The sequence below is a fragment of the Anaerovibrio sp. JC8 genome, assembly GCF_002100115.1.
GTDB lineage: Bacteria > Bacillota > Negativicutes > Selenomonadales > Selenomonadaceae > Anaerovibrio.
The window spans coordinates 106,293-130,611 of record NZ_ANBM01000005.1; the positions used below are offsets into that span (position 1 = coordinate 106,293).

The 24,319-nt window shown below is 46.2% G+C and carries 18 protein-coding genes and 5 tRNA genes; 4 read left to right on the top strand and 19 right to left on the bottom strand.

The features are described from left to right. Positions 1 to 918 (bottom strand): hypothetical protein, encoded by a 918-nt coding sequence (locus D081_RS06235; RefSeq protein ID WP_085023319.1) that lies wholly within the window; start codon positions 916 to 918, stop codon positions 1 to 3. 193 nt (positions 919 to 1,111) lie between these two features. Between D081_RS06235 and D081_RS06240 the strand changes: the two genes are divergently transcribed. Continuing rightward, positions 1,112 to 2,203 (top strand): M48 family metallopeptidase, encoded by a 1,092-nt coding sequence (locus tag D081_RS06240; protein WP_085023321.1) that lies wholly within the window; start codon positions 1,112 to 1,114, stop codon positions 2,201 to 2,203. 77 nt (positions 2,204 to 2,280) lie between these two features. On the opposite strand, the gene D081_RS06245 is transcribed toward D081_RS06240, so the two are convergent. Beyond that, positions 2,281 to 4,266: an autotransporter outer membrane beta-barrel domain-containing protein gene (locus tag D081_RS06245; RefSeq protein WP_085023323.1), complete on the bottom strand. Its 1,986-nt coding sequence runs from the start codon at positions 4,264 to 4,266 to the stop codon at positions 2,281 to 2,283. A 330-nt stretch (positions 4,267 to 4,596) separates the two neighbouring features. Here D081_RS06245 and D081_RS06250 point away from each other — a divergent pair, with 330 nt between their 5' ends. Beyond that, the gene (locus D081_RS06250) at positions 4,597 to 5,265 is read left to right on the top strand and encodes a hypothetical protein (RefSeq protein ID WP_085023325.1); all 669 of its coding nucleotides are present in this window, start codon (positions 4,597 to 4,599) and stop codon (positions 5,263 to 5,265) included. Continuing rightward, positions 5,240 to 6,037 (top strand): helix-turn-helix transcriptional regulator, encoded by a 798-nt coding sequence (locus D081_RS06255; RefSeq protein ID WP_085023326.1) that lies wholly within the window; start codon positions 5,240 to 5,242, stop codon positions 6,035 to 6,037. The genes D081_RS06250 and D081_RS06255 overlap by 26 nt, the downstream gene beginning before the upstream one ends. A gap of 92 nt (positions 6,038 to 6,129) precedes the next feature. On the opposite strand, the gene D081_RS06260 is transcribed toward D081_RS06255, so the two are convergent. The 15 genes from D081_RS06260 to D081_RS06335 form a co-directional block, all read right to left on the bottom strand. Next, positions 6,130 to 6,204: transfer RNA gene (locus D081_RS06260), tRNA-Cys, on the bottom strand. Between the two features lie 12 nt (positions 6,205 to 6,216). Continuing rightward, positions 6,217 to 6,292 (bottom strand) — tRNA-Gly (locus tag D081_RS06265). Between the two features lie 177 nt (positions 6,293 to 6,469). Then, the gene (locus D081_RS06275) at positions 6,470 to 6,727 is read right to left on the bottom strand and encodes a type II toxin-antitoxin system RelB/DinJ family antitoxin (protein WP_085023330.1); all 258 of its coding nucleotides are present in this window, start codon (positions 6,725 to 6,727) and stop codon (positions 6,470 to 6,472) included. Between the two features lie 172 nt (positions 6,728 to 6,899). Next, positions 6,900 to 6,974, bottom strand: a tRNA-Cys gene (locus tag D081_RS06280). A 7-nt stretch (positions 6,975 to 6,981) separates the two neighbouring features. Next, positions 6,982 to 7,057, bottom strand: a tRNA-Gly gene (locus D081_RS06285). A 4-nt stretch (positions 7,058 to 7,061) separates the two neighbouring features. After that, a tRNA-Asp gene (locus D081_RS06290) sits at positions 7,062 to 7,138 on the bottom strand. Positions 7,139 to 7,220: 82 nt separating this feature from the next. Continuing rightward, positions 7,221 to 8,321 carry an S-methyl-5-thioribose-1-phosphate isomerase gene (mtnA, locus tag D081_RS06295; RefSeq protein WP_085023332.1) on the bottom strand — a complete coding sequence of 367 codons (1,101 nt, stop codon included), beginning with the start codon at positions 8,319 to 8,321 and terminating at the stop codon, positions 7,221 to 7,223. Positions 8,322 to 8,339: 18 nt separating this feature from the next. Continuing rightward, on the bottom strand, positions 8,340 to 9,017 hold the full coding sequence (locus D081_RS06300; RefSeq protein WP_085023334.1) for a class II aldolase/adducin family protein: 678 nt from the start codon (positions 9,015 to 9,017) through the stop codon (positions 8,340 to 8,342). 45 nt (positions 9,018 to 9,062) lie between these two features. After that, entirely contained in the window at positions 9,063 to 9,374 is a 312-nt protein-coding gene (locus D081_RS06305; RefSeq protein WP_085023336.1) for a TIGR04076 family protein, read from the bottom strand. 10 nt (positions 9,375 to 9,384) lie between these two features. Next, positions 9,385 to 13,239, bottom strand: coding sequence for a PolC-type DNA polymerase III (locus D081_RS06310; protein WP_085023338.1), 3,855 nt, complete (start codon positions 13,237 to 13,239; stop codon positions 9,385 to 9,387). A 115-nt stretch (positions 13,240 to 13,354) separates the two neighbouring features. After that, complete coding sequence (locus tag D081_RS06315) at positions 13,355 to 14,758, bottom strand: FAD-binding oxidoreductase (RefSeq protein ID WP_085023339.1); 1,404 nt, start codon at positions 14,756 to 14,758, stop codon at positions 13,355 to 13,357. Next, positions 14,755 to 15,951, bottom strand: coding sequence for an electron transfer flavoprotein subunit alpha/FixB family protein (locus tag D081_RS06320; protein WP_085023340.1), 1,197 nt, complete (start codon positions 15,949 to 15,951; stop codon positions 14,755 to 14,757). Before D081_RS06320 ends, D081_RS06315 begins: the two co-directional genes overlap by 4 nt. Positions 15,952 to 15,963: 12 nt before the next feature. After that, the gene (locus D081_RS06325) at positions 15,964 to 16,755 is read right to left on the bottom strand and encodes an electron transfer flavoprotein subunit beta/FixA family protein (protein WP_085023341.1); all 792 of its coding nucleotides are present in this window, start codon (positions 16,753 to 16,755) and stop codon (positions 15,964 to 15,966) included. 204 nt (positions 16,756 to 16,959) lie between these two features. Next, on the bottom strand, positions 16,960 to 19,122 hold the full coding sequence (gene ldhH / locus D081_RS06330) for an L-lactate dehydrogenase (quinone) large subunit LdhH (RefSeq protein WP_085023342.1): 2,163 nt from the start codon (positions 19,120 to 19,122) through the stop codon (positions 16,960 to 16,962). Continuing rightward, positions 19,122 to 19,736 carry an LUD domain-containing protein gene (locus D081_RS06335; protein ID WP_085023343.1) on the bottom strand — a complete coding sequence of 205 codons (615 nt, stop codon included), beginning with the start codon at positions 19,734 to 19,736 and terminating at the stop codon, positions 19,122 to 19,124. Before D081_RS06335 ends, ldhH begins: the two co-directional genes overlap by 1 nt. Positions 19,737 to 20,118: 382 nt before the next feature. On the opposite strand from D081_RS06335, the gene D081_RS06340 reads away from it, so the two are divergent. Continuing rightward, positions 20,119 to 21,753: an L-lactate permease gene (locus D081_RS06340; RefSeq protein ID WP_085023344.1), complete on the top strand. Its 1,635-nt coding sequence runs from the start codon at positions 20,119 to 20,121 to the stop codon at positions 21,751 to 21,753. A 358-nt stretch (positions 21,754 to 22,111) separates the two neighbouring features. Here D081_RS06340 and secF read toward each other — a convergent pair whose 3' ends face one another. Together secF and secD are read right to left on the bottom strand one after the other, a co-directional pair. Continuing rightward, entirely contained in the window at positions 22,112 to 23,035 is a 924-nt protein-coding gene (secF, locus tag D081_RS06345; protein WP_085023481.1) for a protein translocase subunit SecF, read from the bottom strand. A 25-nt stretch (positions 23,036 to 23,060) separates the two neighbouring features. Next, positions 23,061 to 24,314: a protein translocase subunit SecD gene (gene secD / locus D081_RS06350; RefSeq protein ID WP_085023345.1), complete on the bottom strand. Its 1,254-nt coding sequence runs from the start codon at positions 24,312 to 24,314 to the stop codon at positions 23,061 to 23,063. Positions 24,315 to 24,319: the final 5 nt, after the last annotated feature.

Sequence of the window (24,319 nt, forward strand, 5' to 3'; positions counted from 1 at the left end):
TTACTTTTTCAAGGAAGTACCCTTGTCCACTACCATATCAATCCATTCCTCATGGAAGCCCGCATCCATCAGCACTTCCTCCAGGCTGGTCAGACGGTGCTGGGTAAGGAACATGGATACCCGTTCCTTTTCAATGGACTTCTCCATATAGAAATCCTGCCCCTCAGAGGACTCATCTGGGAAAGCCACCGTATATTCGTGATATTCCTCGTCAGACATGGAGTCAGGCAGGCTGCAGGAATGAGCCACATTGGCCTTCCAGGCCGGAGTCTGCTTCTCCAGCAGCTGCTTTGCTTCATATATAATTGGCTGAACAGCATCCCTATATTCCTGAAGGGCATCCTCCACAGCCTTGGTATCCTGCAGAATAACTGCACAGATTAAATCACGGAGGCTTTCACGGGTAGAAAGATCAAACTGCATGAGATAAGAGGACTCAGTTATGCCATCAAGCCACTTCTGAAGGCTGTCGGTCATGTACTTCTTTGCCTTGGCCGCCATCAGCTCATCCAGCAGGTGGAGCTGGTGACACAGATTATAGATATGCTGGCCCTCCTCCTGGGATTCCATAATATCCTTCTTGGCACACTCACTGCAAACGCCCACAATGTGATAGGTGAACGGCTTCTCCATCAGCTCCCAATTGGCCGGGAAATCAAGGCTTAAATCCTCATAAACCTGCTTCTGGGCTGCAATACGGCTCTTGGAGAAATAAGTAATACCGTCATTGTCGTTACGGTACTTTACGGTAAACTCCCCCTTGCACTTCGGGCAATGGTACATCTTGTCTACCAGCTTCACACCCACATACATGGCATCATTGGGCTTATAAAAGCCATAAGGCATTGCATCTATAAAAGCGTAGTTATATACACTCATGAGATTATCGGTAATTCTTGTCATATCTATCTCTGGCATTATTGTCTTACACCTCTGCTAAAAAATTCACCTAGTCATTATACCCCAATTACGACTTTTTTTCCATTTTTTAAGAAATTCTTTCATCTTCTAATACTTCTAATGTCCTATTTTCCTCACTTTAAGGATTTTTTAATGTGCTCCGTGATATAATTAAACAGGTAAATAAATTAGGTAAAAAGGGGCGATATTGATGTTCAATTTTAAAAAGAAGCTTTCGAAAGTAATTGCCAGTGCCATGCTGGTGGCTATGCCTGTATTTGCCGGTGCGCCAGCCCAGGCTGATGCCAACTGGCTGGAAGCAGCCATAAATGTGGGCATTGCCGGCTACCAAATGTCCGAGTATAACAAGCAGATAGATAGAATCAACAACACCGAGGAAGGCAGACAGCAGCTGTATTCCCAGATGAAGGAAAAGCAGGGTGTCGAAAACGATCCGTATCTGAATCAGCGGCTTGATGGAATAATGACCAATCTTTCCAACTCTGTTGCTGTTACTGAGCCATCCATCAATGAAAAGCCTTTCCTTTATTTTATTAACCCAAGCAAGGATTTTAATGCCGCCTGCTCCCTGGGGCATGTAATGACCGTCAATGCGGGAATCTTCGATTTGTTGCGTACTGATGACGAGGTTGCCGTGGTTCTCGGGCACGAAATGTCTCATGGCATGAGAGATCACGTAGTTAAGGGCTTCAAGAAGTCTGTGCCTGTAACCCTTATTGCTACTGCCATCGCTTCCAATACAAATTCTGTGGGAATAGCAGTCACCAATGTTATTGTTAACTATACTGAAAAGGTTCATATCACCAAGCCTATGGAATGGGAAGCAGATAATATTGCCTTCCAGTACATGGCAGATTCCCACTACAATTTAGGTGCCTGCGCCGCAGTTTGGCAGCGGGTTATTGAAAAATACAACAGCAACCAGGACAAAATGACCGGTGACATCTTCTCCGTTTCCGACCATCCTTCCCATTCTGAGCGCTACAACAACTACATTCAGAAAATGAAGGAATACAGTGGCAACAAGGTGGATGTCAAGGGCAATGCCGTATATGTAAACGGCAAGGAATTTATTGTTCCGGCCGCTACCGAGGAAATGTCTGAAAAGGTTCGTGCCTGCTATGTAGCCGGCAACCTTGCCCGGGCCTTCCACGATAACGGTGGCATTGATGCCATTGCTTACGAGGGTACCGTATACATGGGCAACCAGGGCATAATAACCTCCCTGGGCACCGATGCCTCCGCCGAGGAAATTGCCAACAAGCTGAACAGCATTAAGTAAAACCTGTAATAAATGATTCAACTAAAAATGCTTCCCTACAATTTCGTAGAGAAGCATTTTTTATTTACTTATGAATTTTAGAAGCTCCAGACAGCACCTATCTGTGCACTGACACCTCTTTGCTTGCCTACCCAACCAGTTACACCAAGGTCTACGGTTACAGGGCCACCTGGCTTTACCTGCCAGCCCAGCTCCATCATGCCACTGCCGCCACGTACACTAGGGCTAGGAGTGGAACCACCATTATAATATGCTGTAGCCTTACCGCCAAATTCGAACTGATAAGCCAAACCGCCATAGAAGCTATTTTTATCATCTATTTCATGGGTAATGCGTGCGCCTAAACGAAGGCGATGGCTATTGATACTACTAAAGCTCCAATTTTCATCACCAGTAATGCTGGCATGCATTGTCACATTATCGCCACCCTGATGGCTATAGAAATACTTCAAATAGCTGTCAAGAGTATTGTGATGGCCTAAATCCATAATCTTACCTAATCCAAGATGAGTTGCCACATAAGTAGAGGAGCTGTCATAGGTTACATTCTGATTATTGAAATTACCATTATAATCCGAATTTACACGACCAACCCGTAAGCTTCCTTCATAGTATAAGCCATCATTGTTTATCTGCCGTGCCATGAGGCCAATGCCCCAATAATGGCTCTTGCCATCGCCGTGAGTGCCATTATCCAGATAGCTGTCATATTTGCCGCCGCCATATTCAACCAACGGGCCAAAAAGCAGCTTGCCCTGACCATTGGCAATCTCTCTGGCAAAACCGATATTCAGGCCAAAGCCCTTGGTATCTACATGCGATCCACTTTCTGCCCGCATACTGGAGCCGCCAAAGGCTGCAAACGGAGTGAAGCTGCTGACTGCTGGAGCTCCGCCGCCATTTTGCTGCTGCTTGGCCGTATCCAAAGCCACTGCATTTGCCGCCTGAGCAAAGCCCTGTGAAGCCAACATATCCGAACCTGCATTGATAAAGGTGGTGGTAGCTGCCTGGGTCTCAACTACAGACTTAGCATTGTTTTTGGCGGTTTCACTGTCAATAATACCACTGTTGGAACTATTATTGCCATTATTACCACTATCACTGTTGCCACCACTGTTACCACTATCACCACCAGAACCACCGTTGTTCTCACTACCTCCGTCATTGGTAAGAGTAGCTACAATCTTGTTGCTTTCTGTGGCTACGCTAAATTCATAGGTACTTACTGTTGTAATACTGGTAGGCACGGAAATATCCGTGGTCTGGGATATGGTATTACCGCCAGTCAAGGTATTGGCACTAAGCAAGGTTACTTTGCTATTTTTCGTAAGATTTGCCAGTGTTCCTTGTGCCAGAACACCTACCTTGGCATTAGTAACGTCGGCTGTGCCATTTACTGTCAGCATGGTATCGCTGGTTGTGATGGTGGTTGGGAGATAGAAGTTTAGGTTTTGGAAGGCTCTCAATCCAGCACCCATGCTACCATTTCCAACAATTACACCAGATGCACTTATATTTAACGTATTTCCCGAAGATGTACCGCCCTCAGACTGACCACCTTCCAATGAGTTTGGAATGGTAACTTTGGATAGTATATTGACGATATTGTTATTGGCTATACCACCCATAGAAAAACCGCCATAAACTGAAGTATAATCCCCAGTAAAATTTACATCCCCTTGAATAGTAAGTACATTATTGCTGGCTTCCTTTGCAACTTGCGTTGCACCACCTTGTACTGTACCACTTACTGTAACCTGAGCTCCTCCGACATTTCCAATGGTAACAGTATTACCTGATGCGTTATTGTCACTACTGTTACCACCGTATACTGCATTATTTACTGTACCCTTGATTATAGCATTATGAGTCTGAACTCCGGATTCTGCAGCTGGCCATCCACCAGTACCTTTAGCCCCATTAGATACATAATCCACAGTTTCCCCTTCATTCACTGTCACATCTGCCGCATTAACCGATGACATATTTAACAGGCTGCCACCAGTACACAATAAGGCCGCCAAAATCATCCCTGTTAATTTTCTGTCCTTGACCCTACTCATAATAATTTTCCCTCCCGTAGATAAAATTAAAAATAATAGCTTTTTACCCAGTGCAAAAATATCTTTTTCTGCAGATTGGATTTTTCCTCTCCTTCCCCTTCGACAGAAAAAAACATTTTCCTACTGTCAAAATGTTCAGTTTTTATATTTTACCACCTGTCAAATTTGGTAGGTGCCCAGTATTATCAAGGGATTACGCTATTAGGGTCAATATTTTAAGAACAAATATTCATCTCATTTTATTGGACCACTTTATGGAAAATTTCCCTCTTTTGGTGATAAAATAAAAATGTAAATATGTTTTTTCTTAGTGGTAAGAGGTGTTTTATTGTGCCATCGATTCGTTTAATTATTTCAGAAATGCTCCTTTGGGTATACGTGCTTCTTGTATACCAAAATATAATGAGTGAAAATGGTGGACTTTTCCTGCCTGGATTTTTAGGTTCGCCTGATTTTCGTATACTTTCAAATATAATTGTTCTCTCTCTGGCCGGTGCAGCTGGTATGGCATATTTTGCCTTCTTTTATAGACAGCTTTCAGGTACGATCCAAAAGCATTCGCCTCTGTATGCTTTTGGAGGGGCGACTATAGGGCAGCTTTTGATGGAGCTGTTTGCCACCAGTAATATCCTTGTGACGATAGGATTAGTGCTTTCCATGATGGGCTGGGGATATGTTATGGCCTACATACTGTATAAAGTTGCCACAGAATCCCTAGGAACCCATTTTGGCCGATTCATAGGTGTTTCCTTAGGAACGGGGGCTATTATTGCATATATAATTGGCACTATAGGTGCTTTTTTTCCCAAATATACCTGTCTCCCATCTCCTTACCTTGCCATGCCTTGCTCTACTGGCATTTATTTGCCCCAAGAAGGATTATTCGGAGATTCCGCAGGCTTCAGCCTCAACTTCGACCTGGCATACCTTTTTCACAAAAAGTCGTACTTATCTAATAATCGCAGCCACTTTTATGGGAATTTTAATGGGCCTTTGTGACAGTGTCACAGTTATTCGTTTTCCTGAATACGCGCCTTCTTTTCCTACGTCCAGACTTTTCTACGCTGGAGGCCTGCTCTTCTTTGGATGGCTAGCTGATAAGAAGTTTTCTGTCATGCCTGCCGTTGTACTAGTAATAAGCACATATTTTCTTTGGTTCAGAACATTCAATACAGAGCCTGGCTTATTTCTCCTTTTGGCCCAGTATGTTGAAGCCATCTATGCCGCACCAATCATAGTTTTGATGATGACAGGATTCCTTCATATAGCAGCTCATTCTGACAGGCCTGAAAAATGGGCTGCAATGAGCCGCATAATTGAGCTTCCCTCTATGAGTCTTGGACTATTATTCGGTGTCCTTTTTTTCCAATATGTATCCCTGCCAGTTATTTTTGCTACATACGCAACGCTACTGCTAATCAGTGTGGCACTGTTATATAAGATTACTATGTCCTATATGCAAGGATTGGCTGAGGAAAAGCTAGGAAAAAAGGTTGAAGCTGCTGTAGAATCTCATAAACAAGAAAAGCTCCCAGATGAAACAGCAAGGTTTAACACATATTGCAAAAACTATCACTTAACTGATCGTGAAGCTAATGTCCTGCAGGAATTACTAAAGGGACTTAAGATTTCCACCATAGCGGAAAATCTATTTATCAGTGAAAGGACAGTACGCTTTCACATTAATAATATTCAAAATAAAACCGGACAGGAATCCCAGCTGGCCATTGTTTCTGATTATTACCGCAGCAGCGATGTAGCACAGCCATAATAATAAAACTCAATTGTTAGAGGATAAATCAATTAATAGCACAAAAATAAGGACTGTATAGGATGATTCCAATGCAGTCCTTTTAGTTTTTCTGGAGGTGACACCCAGATTCGAACTGGGGAATAAAGGTTTTGCAGACCTTGGCCTTACCACTTGGCGATGTCACCACATAAAAAAAATGGAGCGGAAAACGAGACTCGAACTCGCGACCCCCACCTTGGCAAGGTGATGCTCTACCAACTGAGCTATTTCCGCATAATATTTTACAATATTTAATTATTTTTCCCTCTATCTCTTACAGTTAACGATTATAGCATTTATGCGGGTTCCGTGTCAAATGCAATTTTGAAAAAATACAACATACGCTTTAAAGTTTTCTTGTCCTGTTTTTGCCAATAGCAGAAATCATCCCAGGCATCATCGGACCATGATTTAATCATCGTAATTTACCTCGTGAATCGTGCCGCCAGTTTTTTCCATTTGGGCAATGGATGCCTTCAGACGACTGATATTTTCATCTGAATAAAACGGGTCAGCAGTAATTTCAAAAGGAATACGGCGTTCTCTGCAGAGTTTCTTAGCAAAGATGGTAAATGCAGCGGTCATGGAAAGGCCCATTTCCTTGCACATTTTTTCCATATTGTTTTTCAATTCCTTATCCATACGGAAATTTACAGCTACCTGTGCCATTTTGAATCCCTCCTTTATAGATACATTATAAAGAAAAATATATACATTGTAAAGAAAAGTCATTACATATTAGGATACAAAAAAATGTAACAAAATGCTGCAATTTTACTTTTATTGGCACAAAAAAAGCCCAACGCAAGTTTTGAAATCCTGCGAGGGCTTGATATTACTATGGAGGTGCCACCCAGATTCGAACTGGGGAATAAAGGTTTTGCAGACCTTGGCCTTACCACTTGGCGATGGCACCAGATAAATGGAGCGGAAAACGAGACTCGAACTCGCGACCCCCACCTTGGCAAGGTGATGCTCTACCAACTGAGCTATTTCCGCAAAATGGCGACCCGAAGGGGACTTGAACCCCTGACCTCCGCCGTGACAGGGCGGCATTCTAACCAACTAAACTACCGGGCCGCGTTTAGTTATCGCTTGTGACGACAATAGATATTATAGGTGATTGAAGCCTTGTTGTCAACTACATTTTCGCCACTTTTTATCATTTGTTCAATTTTGCCTGCTCCTTCAAGTCAAAAATCCTCTTAAGGCTCTCACTATATGGAGCTCTGGCAATGCCAAATTCAGTCACGATACCAGTCACAAGGTCATTGTCCGTCACATCAAAGGCAGGATTATAAACCTTCACACCCACAGGAGCCATGCGATTTTCATACCACATCTCCGTAACCTCTTCAGGCTTGCGCTGCTCTATCCTTATTTCATTTCCCGTTGGTGTAGCCATGTCAATGGTAGCCGTAGGTGCACAAACGTAAAAAGGAATGCCATGCCGCTTGGCCACGGTAGCCACAATAGATGTACCAATCTTGTTGGCCACATCACCGTTGGCCGCCACCCGGTCACAGCCCACAAAGATAGCATTTACCCAGCCGTTACGCATGACCATATTGGACATATTATCACAGATGAGGGTAACATCCAATCCATACTCCTGCAGCTCAAAGGCCGTAAGTCTTGCCCCCTGAAGCAGCGGTCTGGTCTCATCGGCAAAAACCTTGAATTTATAGCCCTTCTCCTGCCCCACATATAAAGGAGCTGTGGCCGTGCCATACTTTACTGCCGCCAGCTTGCCGGCATTGCAATGGGTCAATATGCCGTCTCCATCCTTAATCAGGGTCAGACCATGCTCACCAATGGCCCGGCACACCCGGATATCCTCATCACGGATTTCCACTGCCTCATCATGAAGACACCTTATAATATTCGCCACACCTTCATTTTTATGGTCCAGAACCACCTTTTCCATGCGGTTAAGAGCCCAGGAAAGGTTCACTGCCGTTGGGCGGGCGGAATCAAGATATTCCTTGGCCTTGCGGAACTTTTCATAAAAGCCCTCAAATTGGCCTTCCTCTGCCCCTATTTTCTTGGCCTCAAGATAAATACCAATGGCCGCCGCTACCCCAATAGCCGGTGCTCCCCGAACCTGCAGCAAATAAATGGCATCCCAGATTTCCTTTAAATCCGTCAATTCCAGTATTTCCGTGCTGTAGGGCAGCTTGGTCTGATCAATAATCACCAGCGCACTTTTGGCATCATCAAGAGCCACTGTATCATAATCCATAATGGTCTTCATATCGCTCATAATTACCTCATTTACCCTTTATTTGTTCTCACCGGGCAGGAGCTTTATTTCCTTTGGATAGGCCCACTTCTGCAATTCTTCCTTATCTACGTAGTCCGGCTCCTTGCCAGGGCCCAAAATGGTCAGGGTATTATAATAAATCTCCGCCAGCTCCTCGATGTAAGCAGCCTTGGTCAAGGCCTCCTTAATATCCTTGTCCACAGCCACAGCCCCATGCTTTTCCATGAGGGCCACATCGGCAATCTGCAATGGCTTTACCACTGACTCAGCCAAAGCTGCCGTAGCCGGCCGCCCGTAAGGAGCCACAGGAATATAGCCTTCCTTGCAGCCAAGATGCATTAATTCCGTAACAATGGCCGGAATTGGCTTATTTAAAATGGCAAAGGTAAGGGCAAATTTGGAATGGGTATGTACAACGGCATTAACATCAGGACGGGACTCATAAATCTTCAGATGCATAATGAGCTCACTGGTAGGCCGGTGCCCCGTTTCTGCCTCCACCACCTCAGCATCCATATTCACCACCACAATATCGTGGTAGGTCATATCCTTGCGGTCCATGCCGGTTGGCGTAATGCAAATGAGCCCCGTATCCTCATCCCTAATGCTAAAATTCCCGGACCGATGCTGGCACAGCCCCATCCGCTCTGCCTCCAAAGCACACTCCAGCACTTTTCTCTTTACATCCTTTAACATCTCTTTGCCCCCTCTCAGCTACTCATGTACCATCAATATACCACCTTAAACCTCTTCCTCCATGGTCTCCAGCAAAAAGCTGACGGGACGGAAGCCGTCATTGCAGGACAACATGGCAGACCGTGGGTTCTTCATCCATCCGTCATAGAAGTTCTCTGCCCCGTGGGACAGAGCCAGCACAAAGGGTGACAGGGTCTCCCAGGCGCTTTCGCAAAAGCCCTCAGGCCGCTGCCAGCCCTCAGCAATATATACGGACCCCTCCACCATATCACAGGCGTGTTCTATGGGATTCTCGTATTTTTCCATTAAATCAGGGTACAATGCCTTGCGCATGACCGTTATTCTAACCTTTTTCATAAAACCTCCGCTAAAAAAGACTCATCTGGTCGCTCTCATCCATGCCATCCAGACAGCCATGGATTCTCAGGGCCTCAATACTGGTTTTGGTTATACCGGTACGCTTTTTCAGGTTCTCCACCGAAGAAAACGGACCAGTTTTCCGCTTTTCCACAATGGATTTGGCATCCACACCGCCCAGCCCGGACAGGGTGGTAAATGGCGGCAGGAGAGCGTTCTCCTCTGTCACCATCTGGAAGCGGTCAGCCCCGGACTTATAGAGATCAACCTTCTTAACCTTGAAGCCGCGGATATACATTTCCCAGGCCAGCTGAAGCACTACATACAATTCCTCTTCCTTGTTATCCCGCTTGTCCTTGGCCTCCAGCTCCTCCATCTTCTGCTTGACGGCATCCTTGCCCCCGGCAATAATGTCCGAGTCAAAGGCCGCCGCACGAATGGAGAAATAAGCCGCATAATAGGCCAGCGGATAATGCACCTTACAAAAGGCAATGCGATAGGCCATCATAACGTAGGCTGTAGCATGGGCTCTTGGGAACATATACTTAATCTTCTGGCAGGACTCAATATACCACTCCGGAATACCCGTATTGCGCAGGGTCTCCACCACATCAGGAGCTATACCCTTGCCCTTGCGGACATTCTCCATGGTCTTGAAGGCCAGCAGCGGCTCTACACCATTGTGCATGAGATACATCATAATATCATCACGGGCCGCAATGGCATTCTGCATGGTACAGGTGCCAGCACGGATAAGGTCCTGGGCATTCCCCAGCCATACGTCAGTACCATGGGAGAAGCCGGAAATACGCACCAGATCCGAGAAGCAGCTTGGATGGGTGTCCGCAATCATCTGGCGGGTAAAGTCGGTTCTAAACTCCGGAATACCAAAGGTACCGGAATTGGCCCCCAGCTCCTCCTCTGTCACTCCCAATGCATTGGTGCAGTTAAAGAGGCTGAGGGTGGCCGGGTCATCAAATGGAATGGTCTTCGGGTCACGATGGGTCAGATCCTCCAGCATCTTGATAACCGTCGGATCATCGTGGCCCAGAATATCCAGCTTAACCAGTCGGCTGGAAATGGAATGATAATCGAAATGGGTTGTAATGGTAGCTGATGTCTTATCATCAGCGGGATGCTGCAGTGGCGTGAAGAAATGCACGTCCATATCCCGGGGCACTACCATGATGCCCGCCGGATGCTGCCCGGTGGTACGCTTAACACCGTTACAGCCAATAGCTACCTTATTTATATAGGCCTCCCGCTTGGTCTGGCCCTTTTCCTCATAATACTTCTTTACAAATCCGTAGGCGGTCTTTTCCGCCACTGTACCGATGGAACCGGCACGGAATACGTTATCCTTGCCAAAGAGCTCCTCGGTGTACTTATGGGCCACTGGCTGGTATTCGCCGGAGAAATTAAGGTCAATATCAGGAACCTTATCACCGTCAAAGCCCAGGAATACCGCAAATGGTATTTCGTGGCCGTCCTTAATCATATTGGTACCACAAATAGGACAGTCCTTGTCCGGCAAGTCATAGCCACAGCCGTAGGAGCCATCCGTAATAAATTCACTATGCTTGCAATGTGGGCAACGCCAATGAGGCGGCAGCGGATTTACCTCCGTAATATCCGTCATGGTGGCCACAAAGGAGGAGCCTACGGAACCTCGGGAGCCTACCAGATAGCCGTCCAGATTGGACTTGCGCACCAGCTTATGGGCAATGAGATAAAGCACCGAGAAGCCGTGGGCAATAATAGGCTTCAGCTCCTGGTCAATACGGGCCTGAACAATTTCCGGCAGCACCTCGCCATACATACTTCTGGCCTTGGCGTAGGTCATGTTGGTAATATCCTCGTCTGCCCCCGGAATCATAGGAGAATACAGCTCATCAGGAATTGGCTTGAACTTCTCGCACATATCCGCAATTTTCCGCGGATTGGTGACAACAGCCTCATAGGCCTCCTCTTCCCCCAGATACTGGAATTCAGCCAGCATTTCCTCGGTGGTCCGCAGATACAGCGGTGGCTGCAGATCCGCATCATCAAAGCCCTTGCCCTTCATGAGAATAGCACGATATATCTGGTCCTCAGGGTTCAAAAAATGCACGTCACAGGTGGCAATAAGAGGCTTGTTCAGCTTCTTCGCCAGCTCCGCCACCTTGAGATTTATATTGATAAGGTCATTATCGTCCTTAATATTCGGGAAATCTGGGCTTCTCACCAAAAACTCGTTATTGCCAATAGGCTGGATTTCCAGATAATCGTAGAAATCAGCTATTTTCAGCAGCTCCTCATCACTGGCACCAGCCACAATAGCCCGGATAAGCTCCCCGGCCTCGCAGGCTGAGCCGATAATAAGCCCTTCCCTATACTCCTGAATAAGCTGCCGTGGCAGACGCGGAGTACGGTGGAAGAACCGGAGATGAGCCATGGTAACCAGCTTGTAAAGGTTTCTCAGGCCATTAGGATTTTTCGCCAGAATAATGATATGGTTGGCCCGCTTCTGCTCATAATCCTCACCAACCAAATAGCCTTCAACACCGTAGATTATCTTTATATTCAACGGCTTGCGGCCAAATACGGTTTCCATGGCCTCCGGGAAGGCCTGCACTACACCGTGGTCCGTAATGGCAATGGCCGGCCAGCCCCATTTTACAGCGGTCTTGATAAGGCTGCTGGCAGAAGATACCGCATCCATATTGCTCATGGTGGTATGGCAGTGAAGCTCTACCCGCTTTTCCTCGGCATTATCCTTGCGGCTTTCCACATCCACCAAAAGAACACTGTCGGCAAAATATACATAGTCGTTATCATATTTATCGTAGCGAACGGAACCCTTGACCTTAATGGTGCCGCCACCCTTGGCAGCCTTCTTCAGGCGGTCCAGTACCTTCTCATAGCCCTCTGTGTCCTTAAAGAAGGCCTTGCAGGTGATACCCTCGGAATTATCCGCCACTGCAAAAAACAGCAGATTGGTGGACTGGAAGCTGCGGCCATCAACGCCGGCAATGGTACCCTGTACCACCACGTCCCGCATCTCCCCTTCAATCTCGGAAATAGGGGTAATTTCACCGATAATGGCATTACCATATACCAATGGTGAATCATCATCACCAATAGGAACTGCCGCTCTTCTTGACCGGGAAGGCTTATTGGAGCCACCATTGTTATCACCACTGTTGGATGGTGCCCCACCACCATAATTGCCCCCAAAGCCGCCACCGCCCTGGGCCGGCTTCGGAGCCGGTGCCTTGGCAGCCTCCAGGGCCGCCTTGTATTCCTTGGTCTCGTATACTGCGCCTTCTACGTCCGGCACTTCAATTTCTTCGTAGACAGACTGGCACTCCAGCTTAATTGGATAGCCGATTATCTTGATGCCGGCCTCCCGCAGCTCGTACACAACATTGTGCTCCTCCAGCAGGAACTTGCTGAAATCCCCATTAACCTGCAGAATAATTTTCGAATCCTTATAGATACGGTTGGAATGCAGCAAAATGTGGCGTATCCCCTGGTTTTCCCTGGCCACATAGTCCACCAGCTTCTCCCAGTTCTGCTCCACAATCTTGTCCATCTTCATGGCAGACTGATAGATAATAACATCAGACACCTGATTCTTTTCCCGCACAAATTCACTTACCCGTTCAAGGAGGGGCTCAGCAATTTCCGGCATGGTCCATGCCAGTATTTCCCAGGTGTTGGTGTCCAGAGAAATCTCCACATGACGAATAAAGCCGCCCTTCAGCAGCTCTTCCTCATTACTATTCAGTTCCATTCCCTTGGCCAAATCATACAATATGCGACTGGTCTTGGGAACAATACAGTATTTATCCACGAAAAACCAAACCCCCGAATACAAAAACATCTTTCCTAAATAGTATAACAGAAAACTGAGGACAAATGAGGACAAAAAAAGAATTCGCCGCAAAATTTCTTTTGCGGCGAACTCCTCCTGAAAGGGGAACTATTGAATAAAGGTATTAATCAAAGCATACCTTATGAGGATTCAAAATGTTGTTAGGATCAAATGCCTTCTTAATCCCCTGCATCAGCTTCATGGACTCCTTAGGGAGGCTTTCCTTCAAGTATGGCTTCTTGGCCAAGCCGATACCATGCTCACCGGATACCTGACCCTTGAGCTCACGAGCCTTGAGATACATGCGCTCCATAGCCTTGCCCAGCATCTCAGCCCACTTCTTGTCATCCATGTCATCACGGAGAATGTATACGTGAAGGTTACCATCACCTGCATGACCAAAGCTCTTAATACGGATACCCATCTCATTGCGGAGGTCATGGATAAACTCTACGAACTCATTTACGCAGCTTCTAGGAACAACTACGTCTACCTCATCCATCATAGTGGTAGAGCCCTTGATTGCCTCAAGGAATGCTCCTCTTGCCTTCCAGATAGCCTCAGCACGCTCGTCAGTATCTGCAATCAGGAGGTCAAGAGCACCCTGCTCCAGACAAATCTGAGCAACGCTGTCATAATACTTGCTGATTTCCTCTACGGAGGCACCATCGAACTTCAGAAGCAGATAAGCATCTGCCTGATTATCCGGGAACTTCTTGCCCAGATATTCCTCGGAGTCCATGATAACCTCACGCTCCATGAACTCTACAGCAGTAGGGATAACCTTGGAGCTTACGATAAGAGGAACTGTGCCAATAGCCTGTGCCAGAGTTGGGAATGGAATCAACAGTGATACATTCTTCTGTGGCAGTGGCAGCAGTCTGAGGATAGCCTTGGTTACCAGGCACAGAGTACCCTCGGAACCAACGATCAAGTCCTTCAGATCATAGCCGGAGCTGTTCTTTACAACCTTGCCGCCTACTTCCATGATAGTACCGTCAGCCAGAACAACCTCAAGGCCGCGTACATAATCTCTGGTTACGCCATATTTAACAGCACGCATACCGCCGGCATTGGTGCTGATATTACCACCAATAGTAGCAGTCTTCTCACCTGGATCTGGTGGATAGAAGAGCCCCTTCTCCTCAACATACTGGCCGATTTCCATCAGCAGTACACCTGGCTCAACAGTAAGAGTCAGATTCTTTTCGTCCAGCTCCAGGAAATGATTCATGAGAGTAGTATCAATCATGATACCCTTTTCAACTGCAACGGAGGAACCAACCAGACCGGTACCGGCACCTCTAGGAGTTACAGCGATATGCTTTTCATTGGCATATCTCATAACCTTGGAAGCTTCCTCTGCAGAGGTAATACGAACTACCATCTCAGGATAGGAAGCATCTGCACTCAACTCGTCATGACTGTATTCTTCATTTATTTCATCAGCCCAAAGAATGCGCTCACGAGGCACAAACTGGCTAATAGCCTCTAAATCGGAAGCATCTAAAACCTTGTATTCGCTCATGCCTTAACACCCTTTCCCTGTTTAACCTGCTCAATGAGCTGTGGAATAACTTCATAAATATCGCCGATAACAGCGTAGTTTGCTACCTTGAAGATACCGGCATTAGGATCGGTATTGATAGCAAAGATGTTTTCGGAGTTGTTCATACCAGCAACAAACTGAATTGCACCGGATACGCCACAGGTAATAATGAGTTTTGGACGAACGGTACGGCCGGAAAGACCAATCTGATGCTTTGGATCCAGCCAGCCAGCCTCTGCCAATGGTCTGGTGCAGGCGATATCGCCACCCAGAGCATCTGCCAGCTGCTTAACCAAATCAAGGTCTTCCTTCTTCTTCAGGCCACGTCCTGCAACAACGAGGATGTCAGCATTTTCAATGCTCTTTTCCTTCTGCTTCTGGGTAATGCCAAGAACCTGGGTACGGGTCTTGAGCTTGTCAGCAGAAACGCTGATCTTAACGATCTCACCCTTGGCATCAGCACTGCGCTCAGGAGCATCCATAATCTTATAACGAACAGTTGCCAGCTGAGGTCTGGAGTTTGGAGTCAGAATCTCTGCCATGATGTTACCACCAAATGCAGGACGAATCTGTACCAAATCAGTATTCTCATGAATGTCCAGAATTGTGCAGTCTGCAGTCAGACCGGTGTTAAATCTGGAAGCAACCCTTGGTGCCAGCTGACGGCCTACAGGAGTAGCACCTACCAAAATGGCAGAAGGCTTAACCTCGTTGATAAATGCCTCGAAGGCTGCGGTATAGGATTCCATCTGGAAATCCTTCAGCTCAGGAGCATCCACAACAAATACCTTGTCTACACCATAGTGAAGCAGCTCTTCAGCCTTTTTCTCAATATCGCTGCCGATGAAAATAGCATATACCGGATGGTTAATCTTCTTGGCCAGCTCCCCTGCCTTGCCAAGAAGCTCCAGAGTTACCGGATGAATCTCGCCATTTACATGGTCAACATATACAGTAATGCCCTTCCACAAAGACTTGTCTACGGACTTTACTTCTTCCTCTACAAATTCCATTGCGCCAGGCTGGCCCTTCTTGACACAGAGCTGGCACAGCTTACAGCCTGCATTGACTTCCAGCTTGCCATCCTTCTCCTCAAGGGCATTAAAAGGGCAAATGGAAATCATTGCCTGAATATCAGTAACTTTATCCTGATGTACTATAAGTTTTCCCATTTTTAATCCCCCTTATCCTAACAATTTTCTGCTCTTGATTGCACCGTAAATTTTCTCTGCCAATACATCAGCAGGATCATCCCAGGTAACCTGAACCTTGTCGGATGTAGGTGGGAATATACGCTGAACCTGAGTTGCGGAACCGTTAAGACCATAATTGTTCTTATTCTGGTCGTCCATATCCTTTAAGGTATACATAACGATTTCCTTGTTCTCAGTGTCTTTCTTCTTAAGATAAGATGGAAGACGTGGCTGTACAATATCCTTCTGAACAGTGATAAGGCATGGGAAGGAAACCTTCAAATGCTCAATATCCTGTGCCATTTCCATGTCTACAAGTATATTGTCACCCTCGACGCCCTTAATCTCTTTTACATTGCATACGCATGGAATATCCAGCTGCTCGGATACCTCAGGACCAACCTGAGCAGTATCACCATCTGTAGTCTGGAGTCCGCAAAGTATTATATCAAACTTGCCAAATTTCTTGATACCCTGTGCAAGGGTATGTGCAGTAGCCAATACATCAGCTCCGCCGAATGCACGGTCAGATACGATAGCACCTGCGTCTGCACCCATTGAATATGCCTCCTTGATAATTGCCTGAGCCTGTGGTGGTCCCATGGTAATAACGCTCACTCGGCCACCGTACTGCTCCTTCAACTTCAGTCCACATTCAAGCGCATACAGATCGTAAGGGTTCATTTTGCTATCTGCACCATTACGCTTCAATACTCCGGTAACAGGATCAACCTCTACCTTATTGGAGCCTGGAACCTGTTTGATACAAACCAGAATTTCCATGAATAAATCCTCCTCATACTTTCATTATAATGCCATTGTTCAAATTTTGCCCACGGCAAAATATACCTCTTAGCATTTCAACGAGGTGAAACCTCGTTATATCGCCCAAGGTAAGCATAATGCTTACCCTGGACGTTCCCCTGCTTAATATTATAACGCTATTGTCAAAATATTTCTTCAAATTTAGTAAGAAATATTTTCCAATTACAGCTTTTCAGCCAACAAATCTGCAATATGCTTTACCTTGATGCCAGTATTCTGGTTATCAAGACCGCCGCCAATCTGCATCATACAGGATGGGCAGGCCACAACGCAGGTGGTAGCTCCGGTATTCTTGATGTTTTCCACTTTTTCTTCCAGCATAGGGATAGAAACCTCAGAATACTTCATACCGAAGGAACCGGCCATACCACAGCACTTATCGCAGTTCTTCATCTCAACCAGCTCAACCCCTGGAGTAGCATCGATGAGAGCTCTAGGCTCCTCATAAATGCCAAGCCCACGCTTCATGTGGCAGGAATCATGGAAGGTTACCTTCTCACCGCCAGCAGCTGGCAACAGCTTGCCCTGAGCCTTGTATTCCTCAGCTACAAAGCTGGAGAATTCGCGAACCTTGGCACAGAATGCCTTGGCTCTAGGACCCCAAACAGGGTCATCGGCAAAGAGCTTTTCGTAGGTCTCACTGAGAGTCTCAGCACAGGTTGGGCAGGAAGTAACAATTACATCCGGCTTAACACTTTCCAGAGCCTCAATATTGCGCTTTGCTGCCTTCATACCAGTCTCACGGTCGCCTACACCGAGGATTGGCTTGCCGCAGCAGCTCTGAGCCATAGGATATACAACCTCCATGCCCAGGCTCTGAAGTACCTTTACTACGTTCTCGCCTGTGTCAGCGAATACGAAGTCAGTGTTACAGCCACTGAAGAATGCTACCTTCTTCTTTGCATTGGACGGATTCTTCTTTTCCAAAGCTGGCATCCGATCACGAATGGATCTTTCAGCAATGGTTGGTAAGCTTCTGCCCTTGGTCATGCCGGCGAAGAACAGCGGCAAATGACGGATGTACTTGCCTGACTTAAATGGTGCCTGACCAACGGAACCGGCCTTCAGCAGCAGCTTGTGGAACAAGCCTCTGTCGTTGAGTACGTTGTCAAAGAAGGACTTATCCATTGAAGGAACACCATGCTTCTTAACATATCTATTTCTCAGTTCATCAATGAGGTCCGGAATTGGAATCTTACCAGGACAAACCGTAGTACAGGTCCGGCAGCCAATACACAGATCGGAGAACTGACTAAAGTTTTCAATACCATTTAAGAGACCTGTAAGGATTGCACCAATACCACCGGAGTAGATATGGCCATATACGTGGCCGCCTACCAGGGTCCAGATTGGGCAAACATTCAGGCAGGATGCACAGCGTACGCACTGATAAACCTGCTTCATAACAGGGTCATGAGCAGCCTCAAGACGGCCGTTATCCAAGAGGATTACGTACTGCTTTCTGTCCTCCTCTACCCACTTGCCATCCTTCTTGTACATAACAGGAGTAGGACCATCAATCATTGTCATGTAGCTGGTCATCTTCTGGCAGGTACCATTACGAGGCAGCAGGCGCAGGATCTTGGCTGCATCCTCTGTCTTAGGAATTAACTTTTCATAACCAATAAGTACAACATGAATTCTAGGAAGAGTAGTTACCAGACGGGCATTACCCTCATTGGTAACAAGGCCGATGGCACCATTTTCTGCAATACCGAAGTTTGCACCGGTGATACCCATATCAGCCTGAAGGAACTCCTGACGCAGGGTCTGGCGGGCCTTCTGAATCATGTATGGAATGTCTTCGCCCGGAACCTCCTCCTGGAGCTCCTTCTCAAACATTTCCGCACACTGATAACGGTTCAGATGGATAGCAGGCATAACCATGTGGGATGGCTTCTGGCCTGCAATGGCAATCATCCACTCACCAAGGTCGGTTTCCTTGACACGGATGTCGTTGTCGGTAAAGCACTCGTTCAGATGAATTTCCTCGGATGCCATGGACTTGGATTTTACAACTCTCTTGACACCATTTTCCTTACAGATCTGAATGAGGAATTTCTTTACCTCATCTCCATCCTTTGCTCTAAATACTACACCACCACGGGCCTTGACATTTTCTTCGAACTTGTCAGCCAGCTCGTCAATGTGGTCAACTGCATCAGCCTTCATGCAACGCAAGTTTTCACGAAGCTCTTCAATATCCTGACCGGCATAAGACTTAAGACGGGAACCTGGATACTGATCTGCAAAGCGTGACAATGCATCCTGCATTATGTCATCTTGAAGCTTTGACTTTATTTCTCTTTTCAGATCACGTGCCATTACTTAGCCCCCCCTTCGTTCTCTACAGCGATTACAATGAGCTTGTTAGGGCCATGAACACCAAGGCTCAATACACGCTCAATATCTGCTGTACGGCTTGGGCCAGTAACAAATCCGCAATAGCCTTTCGTGAAGACCTTGCCAATAATCTGGCAGGCAGTTGTGATGTTTTCTACCATATAATTGGCATTTACGAAAACAACATTTACAAACGGAAGCATACTGGTTACTCTTGCTTCATATGAAAAATTATCAACAACAAGACTTCCGGACTCTCCTACACCAAATTCGGCTGTTGAAATGCCAACATCCGCGCTGGCAGCATGTTCAGCAATGTCGAACTTTTCAGTGTATACCTTTGTCCCATCTGCATCCAATCTGGAGTAGATCCCCTTCAATGCCGGATTTTCATCTCCACCAACGGCAATGATTTCCTTTGGGGCATACTCTTTTAACACTTCCTTGAGTTTTGCCTCACCTGCTGCATAATCAGCTACCTTATATACCTGAGCAGCTGCAGCTGTGGCATTTGCCTCAAAGTCGGCCCAGTACTTGGCATCTACCAATCCATTGATAAACGCCTTTTCCGGCCAGTTAACACACACCTTTTCCATTAGATACTCTCCTTTCAGAGAAATTCATCCAACAAAATCATCAAACCATTTCTATTCACGTTTTATTATAATATCGTACAAATCGTCTGTCAATAGGATTAAATAATCTAAAATCAATGCTAAAATTCGTTTTAATTAATATTTTATTGAAAAAATTATTCAGACAATTTTCTACATTTTTCTTGATTATTACAAATTTATCCCATATAATTATCATAACAATTGAATACGTTATTATATTTTTTATAGGCGTATATGGAAATCATCTTACAAATAGCCGTTCATTCATTTCAGTGAACAAGCAAACCATTTCTATTCGGCTTAAGTAACATATAATGAATCTTTTCATTATATATGAATGAAATGCAAGGAGATGATATATGTGTTAGCAATTATTGCCGCAATACCAATTATACTTACCATCATATTAACGGTAGGTGTAAATATGCCAGCTAAAAAGGTACTGCCAATCGCCTGGTTATCCATCTGTTTGATTGGTCTGTTCTACTGGCAGATGGATTTGCTCCATGTTACAGCTTATACCATAACCGGTTTCCTGGGGTCCATTGATACCCTGCTGATAATCTTCGGCGCTATTCTTCTTATGAATATGCTGAACGAAGCCGGGGCAATGCACAGAATCGAGTCGATGTTCAACGGTATCTCCGAGGATGCCCGCATTCAGCTGATTATCGTTGGTTATGCACTCTCAGCATTTATCGAGGGTGCTGCAGGCTTCGGTACTCCACCGGCTATCTGCGCACCACTGCTGATTGGTCTTGGCTTCCCTCCAATGGCAGCAGCAGTTTCCTGTCTGATCCTGGATTCACCTCCAGTATCCTTCGGTGCAGCCGGTACACCAACCAACTCCGCAGCCGAGATTTTGAAGGACACACTCCCTACTATCGGAGTTACTGACCTTGAAGCGTGGAAGCTTGACTTGTCTTGGGCTACTGCAGTTGGTCTTGCAGCTGGTACTTTCTTTGTTATTATGGTAGTTTTGGCAATCGTAACCAAGCAGTACAGCGAAGAAAAGTCTTTCTTCAAGCATTCCCTGCCAATGGTTCCATTCGTATTGTTCACTACTGTAGTATTTGACGTTGTTTATCTCATCGTTGCAAGATTCATCGGTTCCGAGCTGGTATCCATCTGTGCCGGTGCTGTTACTATCTTCGCAACCCTCGGTGCGGCCAAGGCCGGGTTCCTTGTACCAAAAGAAACATGGCGTTTCCCTGGTACTGAGCGTAAGGCAGAGGCTACCGCAACTACTGATGATAAACCATCCATGTCCCTTTTGAAGGCCTGGACTCCTTATCTTCTCATCGCTCTCTGGCTGGTACTTACCAGAATTCCGGAAATCGGTCTTAAGGGTATCATTACCAGCTTCGTATTCTCCATGAACAACATCATGGGCGTTGAAGGTGCCGGCTTTGCCATGAAGTATCTCAACAACCCTGGTTTGTTCCCATTCGTTTTAGTCGTACTAATTTCCATACCGTTCTATGGCTTAAGTGCAACACAGGTAAAGGGCATCGTAAAGAAATCCTACAATCAGCTCTACGGTGCAACCATCGCCCTGCTCTTCGGCTTTGCAATGGTTTACATTTATCGTTACTCCAATGCCAACCCATTAGGCTGGGATTCCATGCTGGTATCCATGGCCAAGGGTATGGCTGATCTGGCTGGTGCCAACTATGTATTCGTTGCTCCATTCATTGGTACCATCGGTGCATTCATGTTTGGTTCCAACACAGTATCCAACATCATGTTTACTCCGCTCCAGTTTGAGACTGCAACCATCCTGAACATTCCTCAGGTATTTATCGTTGCTCTCCAGAACCAGGGTGGTGCCGTTGGTAATATCGTCTGCATCAACAATATCGTCGCGGTGTGCGCTACCACGGGCATAATAGGTGCCGAAGGTAAGATGATAAAAGCCGCTGCGTTGCCGTGGGTAATATGGTACGTTGTACTGATGGCGGCAATGCTTGGTGCAGTAGCTCTAGGAATAATATAAATAATCCCAATTTTGGTAAAGCAATCTTTAGATAGTAGGTGGCCTGCCACCCCGATGGGTCACTTATTATAGATATTCCCTTTATCTAACAACCCAAATAAAAACGCGCTGTCTCCCCGACAGTGCGTTTTTATTTTCGCAAGAATCTATATAAAGTAATGGTGGAGATCCATGTGCGGAACGCTCTCGCTCACTAGTTTACATAACGGATACTAAGTTCATTCTTCGCTTTCAGCTTGAATTCACTAAGTACCGATGTAAACTACGTCCGCCCATAGACCTCCCCCATTACTTCAAAACTTTTCCACATAATAAAAGGACTACTCCCATAAAAGAAGTAGTCCTTTTTTGTTATCTATTATGCTTCAGTAGCTGCTGGCTTATGTCCAGCACCATTCTTTTTGCTTTCTGCAATATTACGCATGGTTACCCACAATGGGCTTGCAATAAATATTGAGGAATAGCAGCCGCTGAAGAAGCCGCACAGCAGTGCAAAGGCGAAATCCTTGGTGGTATCGCCGCCGAACCAGTACAGTGCAAAGGTAGTAAACAAGCAAGTAAACACTGTGTACAGGGAACGGGTCAGGGTCTGGTAAATACTGCGATTTGCCAGCTCATACAGGTCACCGCCACGACGGAAGTGAAGCTTCAGATTCTCTCTGATACGGTCGAAAATTACGATGGTATCATTGATGGAATAACCAACGATGGTCAGTACAGCCGCTACAAAGGAGCTGTCCACCTGCTTCTGAGTGAAGGAGAAAATACTCAGTACAATCAGAATATCATGTACCAGGGCCAATACCGCAGACACACCGAAGCGCCACTCAAAGCGGTAGGATACGTACATAATAATCAGTACCCAGGAAATCAGGGTTGCCATAACGGCATCCATAATCAGCTCGCCACCGATGGTAGCACCAACCTTCTCCTCACGGAGTACAGTGTAGCTGCCCACATCCTCCTTAAGGGTGGCCATAACCGCCTTGCGGTCGTTCTCCTCCAGGTCAATGGTACGAATCATAACATCCTTGGAGGCCTCTACATTGGTAACATCACCGGATAACTGAATAGTTGCATTATCCAGATTGTACTTTCTTAAGGAATCACGAATTTCAGGAAGGGTTACTTCCTTTTCAAAACGCATGTCGATAATGGTACCACCGGTGAAATCAATACCGAAGTTAAAGCCATTGGTGAACATACTGAAAATACCAGGAATGATAATAAGCAGGGAAATGGCGAACCAAATCTTGGAACGACGCATTATATCAAACGGAATATTAACCTGCTGTTCAACATACTTCTTAGCCAAGCTTGGTCACCTCCTCCTTCTCCTGTCCTACATTGCTGATACCATAACCGTAGATAGCAGGATTCTTGAAGAGATTTGCTGCAATCAGGTTCTTACACATGAACTGGGTAAGAGTAATAGCAGTGAACATGGACAAAACAACACCGAGGCCAAGGGTAATGGCAAAGCCCTTGATACTACCGGTACCAAAGCAGAACAATACTGCAGAGGCAATAATAGTAGTGATGTTGGAGTCAAAAATTGTAGTAAATGCACGCTCAAAACCGGCATCCATAGACAGACGCATGGTCTTTCCTGTGCGGAATTCTTCCTTAAAGTGCTCGAATATCAGCACGTTGGCGTCAACCGCCATACCGATGGACAGGATAATACCAGCCACACCCGGCAAGGTAAGGGTTGCATCCAGCATCTTCAGGCTGAAGAGCAGAATGATAACGTAAGCCATAAGGGCAATATCTGCAATAAGGCCTGGCAGACGATAGAACAAAATCATAAACAGTACTACGGCACCAAGACCGATAGCAAAAGCGTATACGGACTTATCCTTGGAATCCTGACCAAGGGAAGGACCTACAGTACGGGTCTCAATGATGTTAACCTTAACCGGCAGAGAACCACTTCTCAGGAGAATAGCCAGATTGTGGGCCTCCTCCAGGGTCTTGTTACCAGTGATAACAGCCTTGCCACCCATAATTGGCTCGTTTACACGAGGGTTGGTAAGCACTTCACCATCCAACAGAATGGCAATATTACGGCCTACATTCTTGGTGGTCAAATCAGCGAACTTTTCGCCGCCCTCCGGGCTGAACTCCAGCTCAACCAGATTCTGGCCCTGCTGGTCAGTCTGCTCACGGGCATCCTTCAAATCAGTACCAGTGAGAACAGTCTCACCCTTGTCATTCTTGAACTCCAGCATTGCGGTCTTACCAATAACCTGGATTGCCTTATCTGGGTCCTTGATACCCGGCAGCTCAATAATGATACGGCGCTCACCCTGACGCTGTACAATTGGCTCTGCCAAGCCCAACTCATTAACTCGCTTCTCCATGATACGCACTACGCGATCCATGGCATCACCATTAACTGGTGCTTCCGGGGTGTCCTCAGCTTCCAGTACCACATGGGTACCGCCCTGCAGGTCAAGACCCTGTCTGATGGACTTTGCCAGCGGACCAACAAAAGCAAAGAACACGGTGACAGTGATGACAACAGCAGCCAGAAGCTTTAATAAACTATCCTTTCTCAACTACC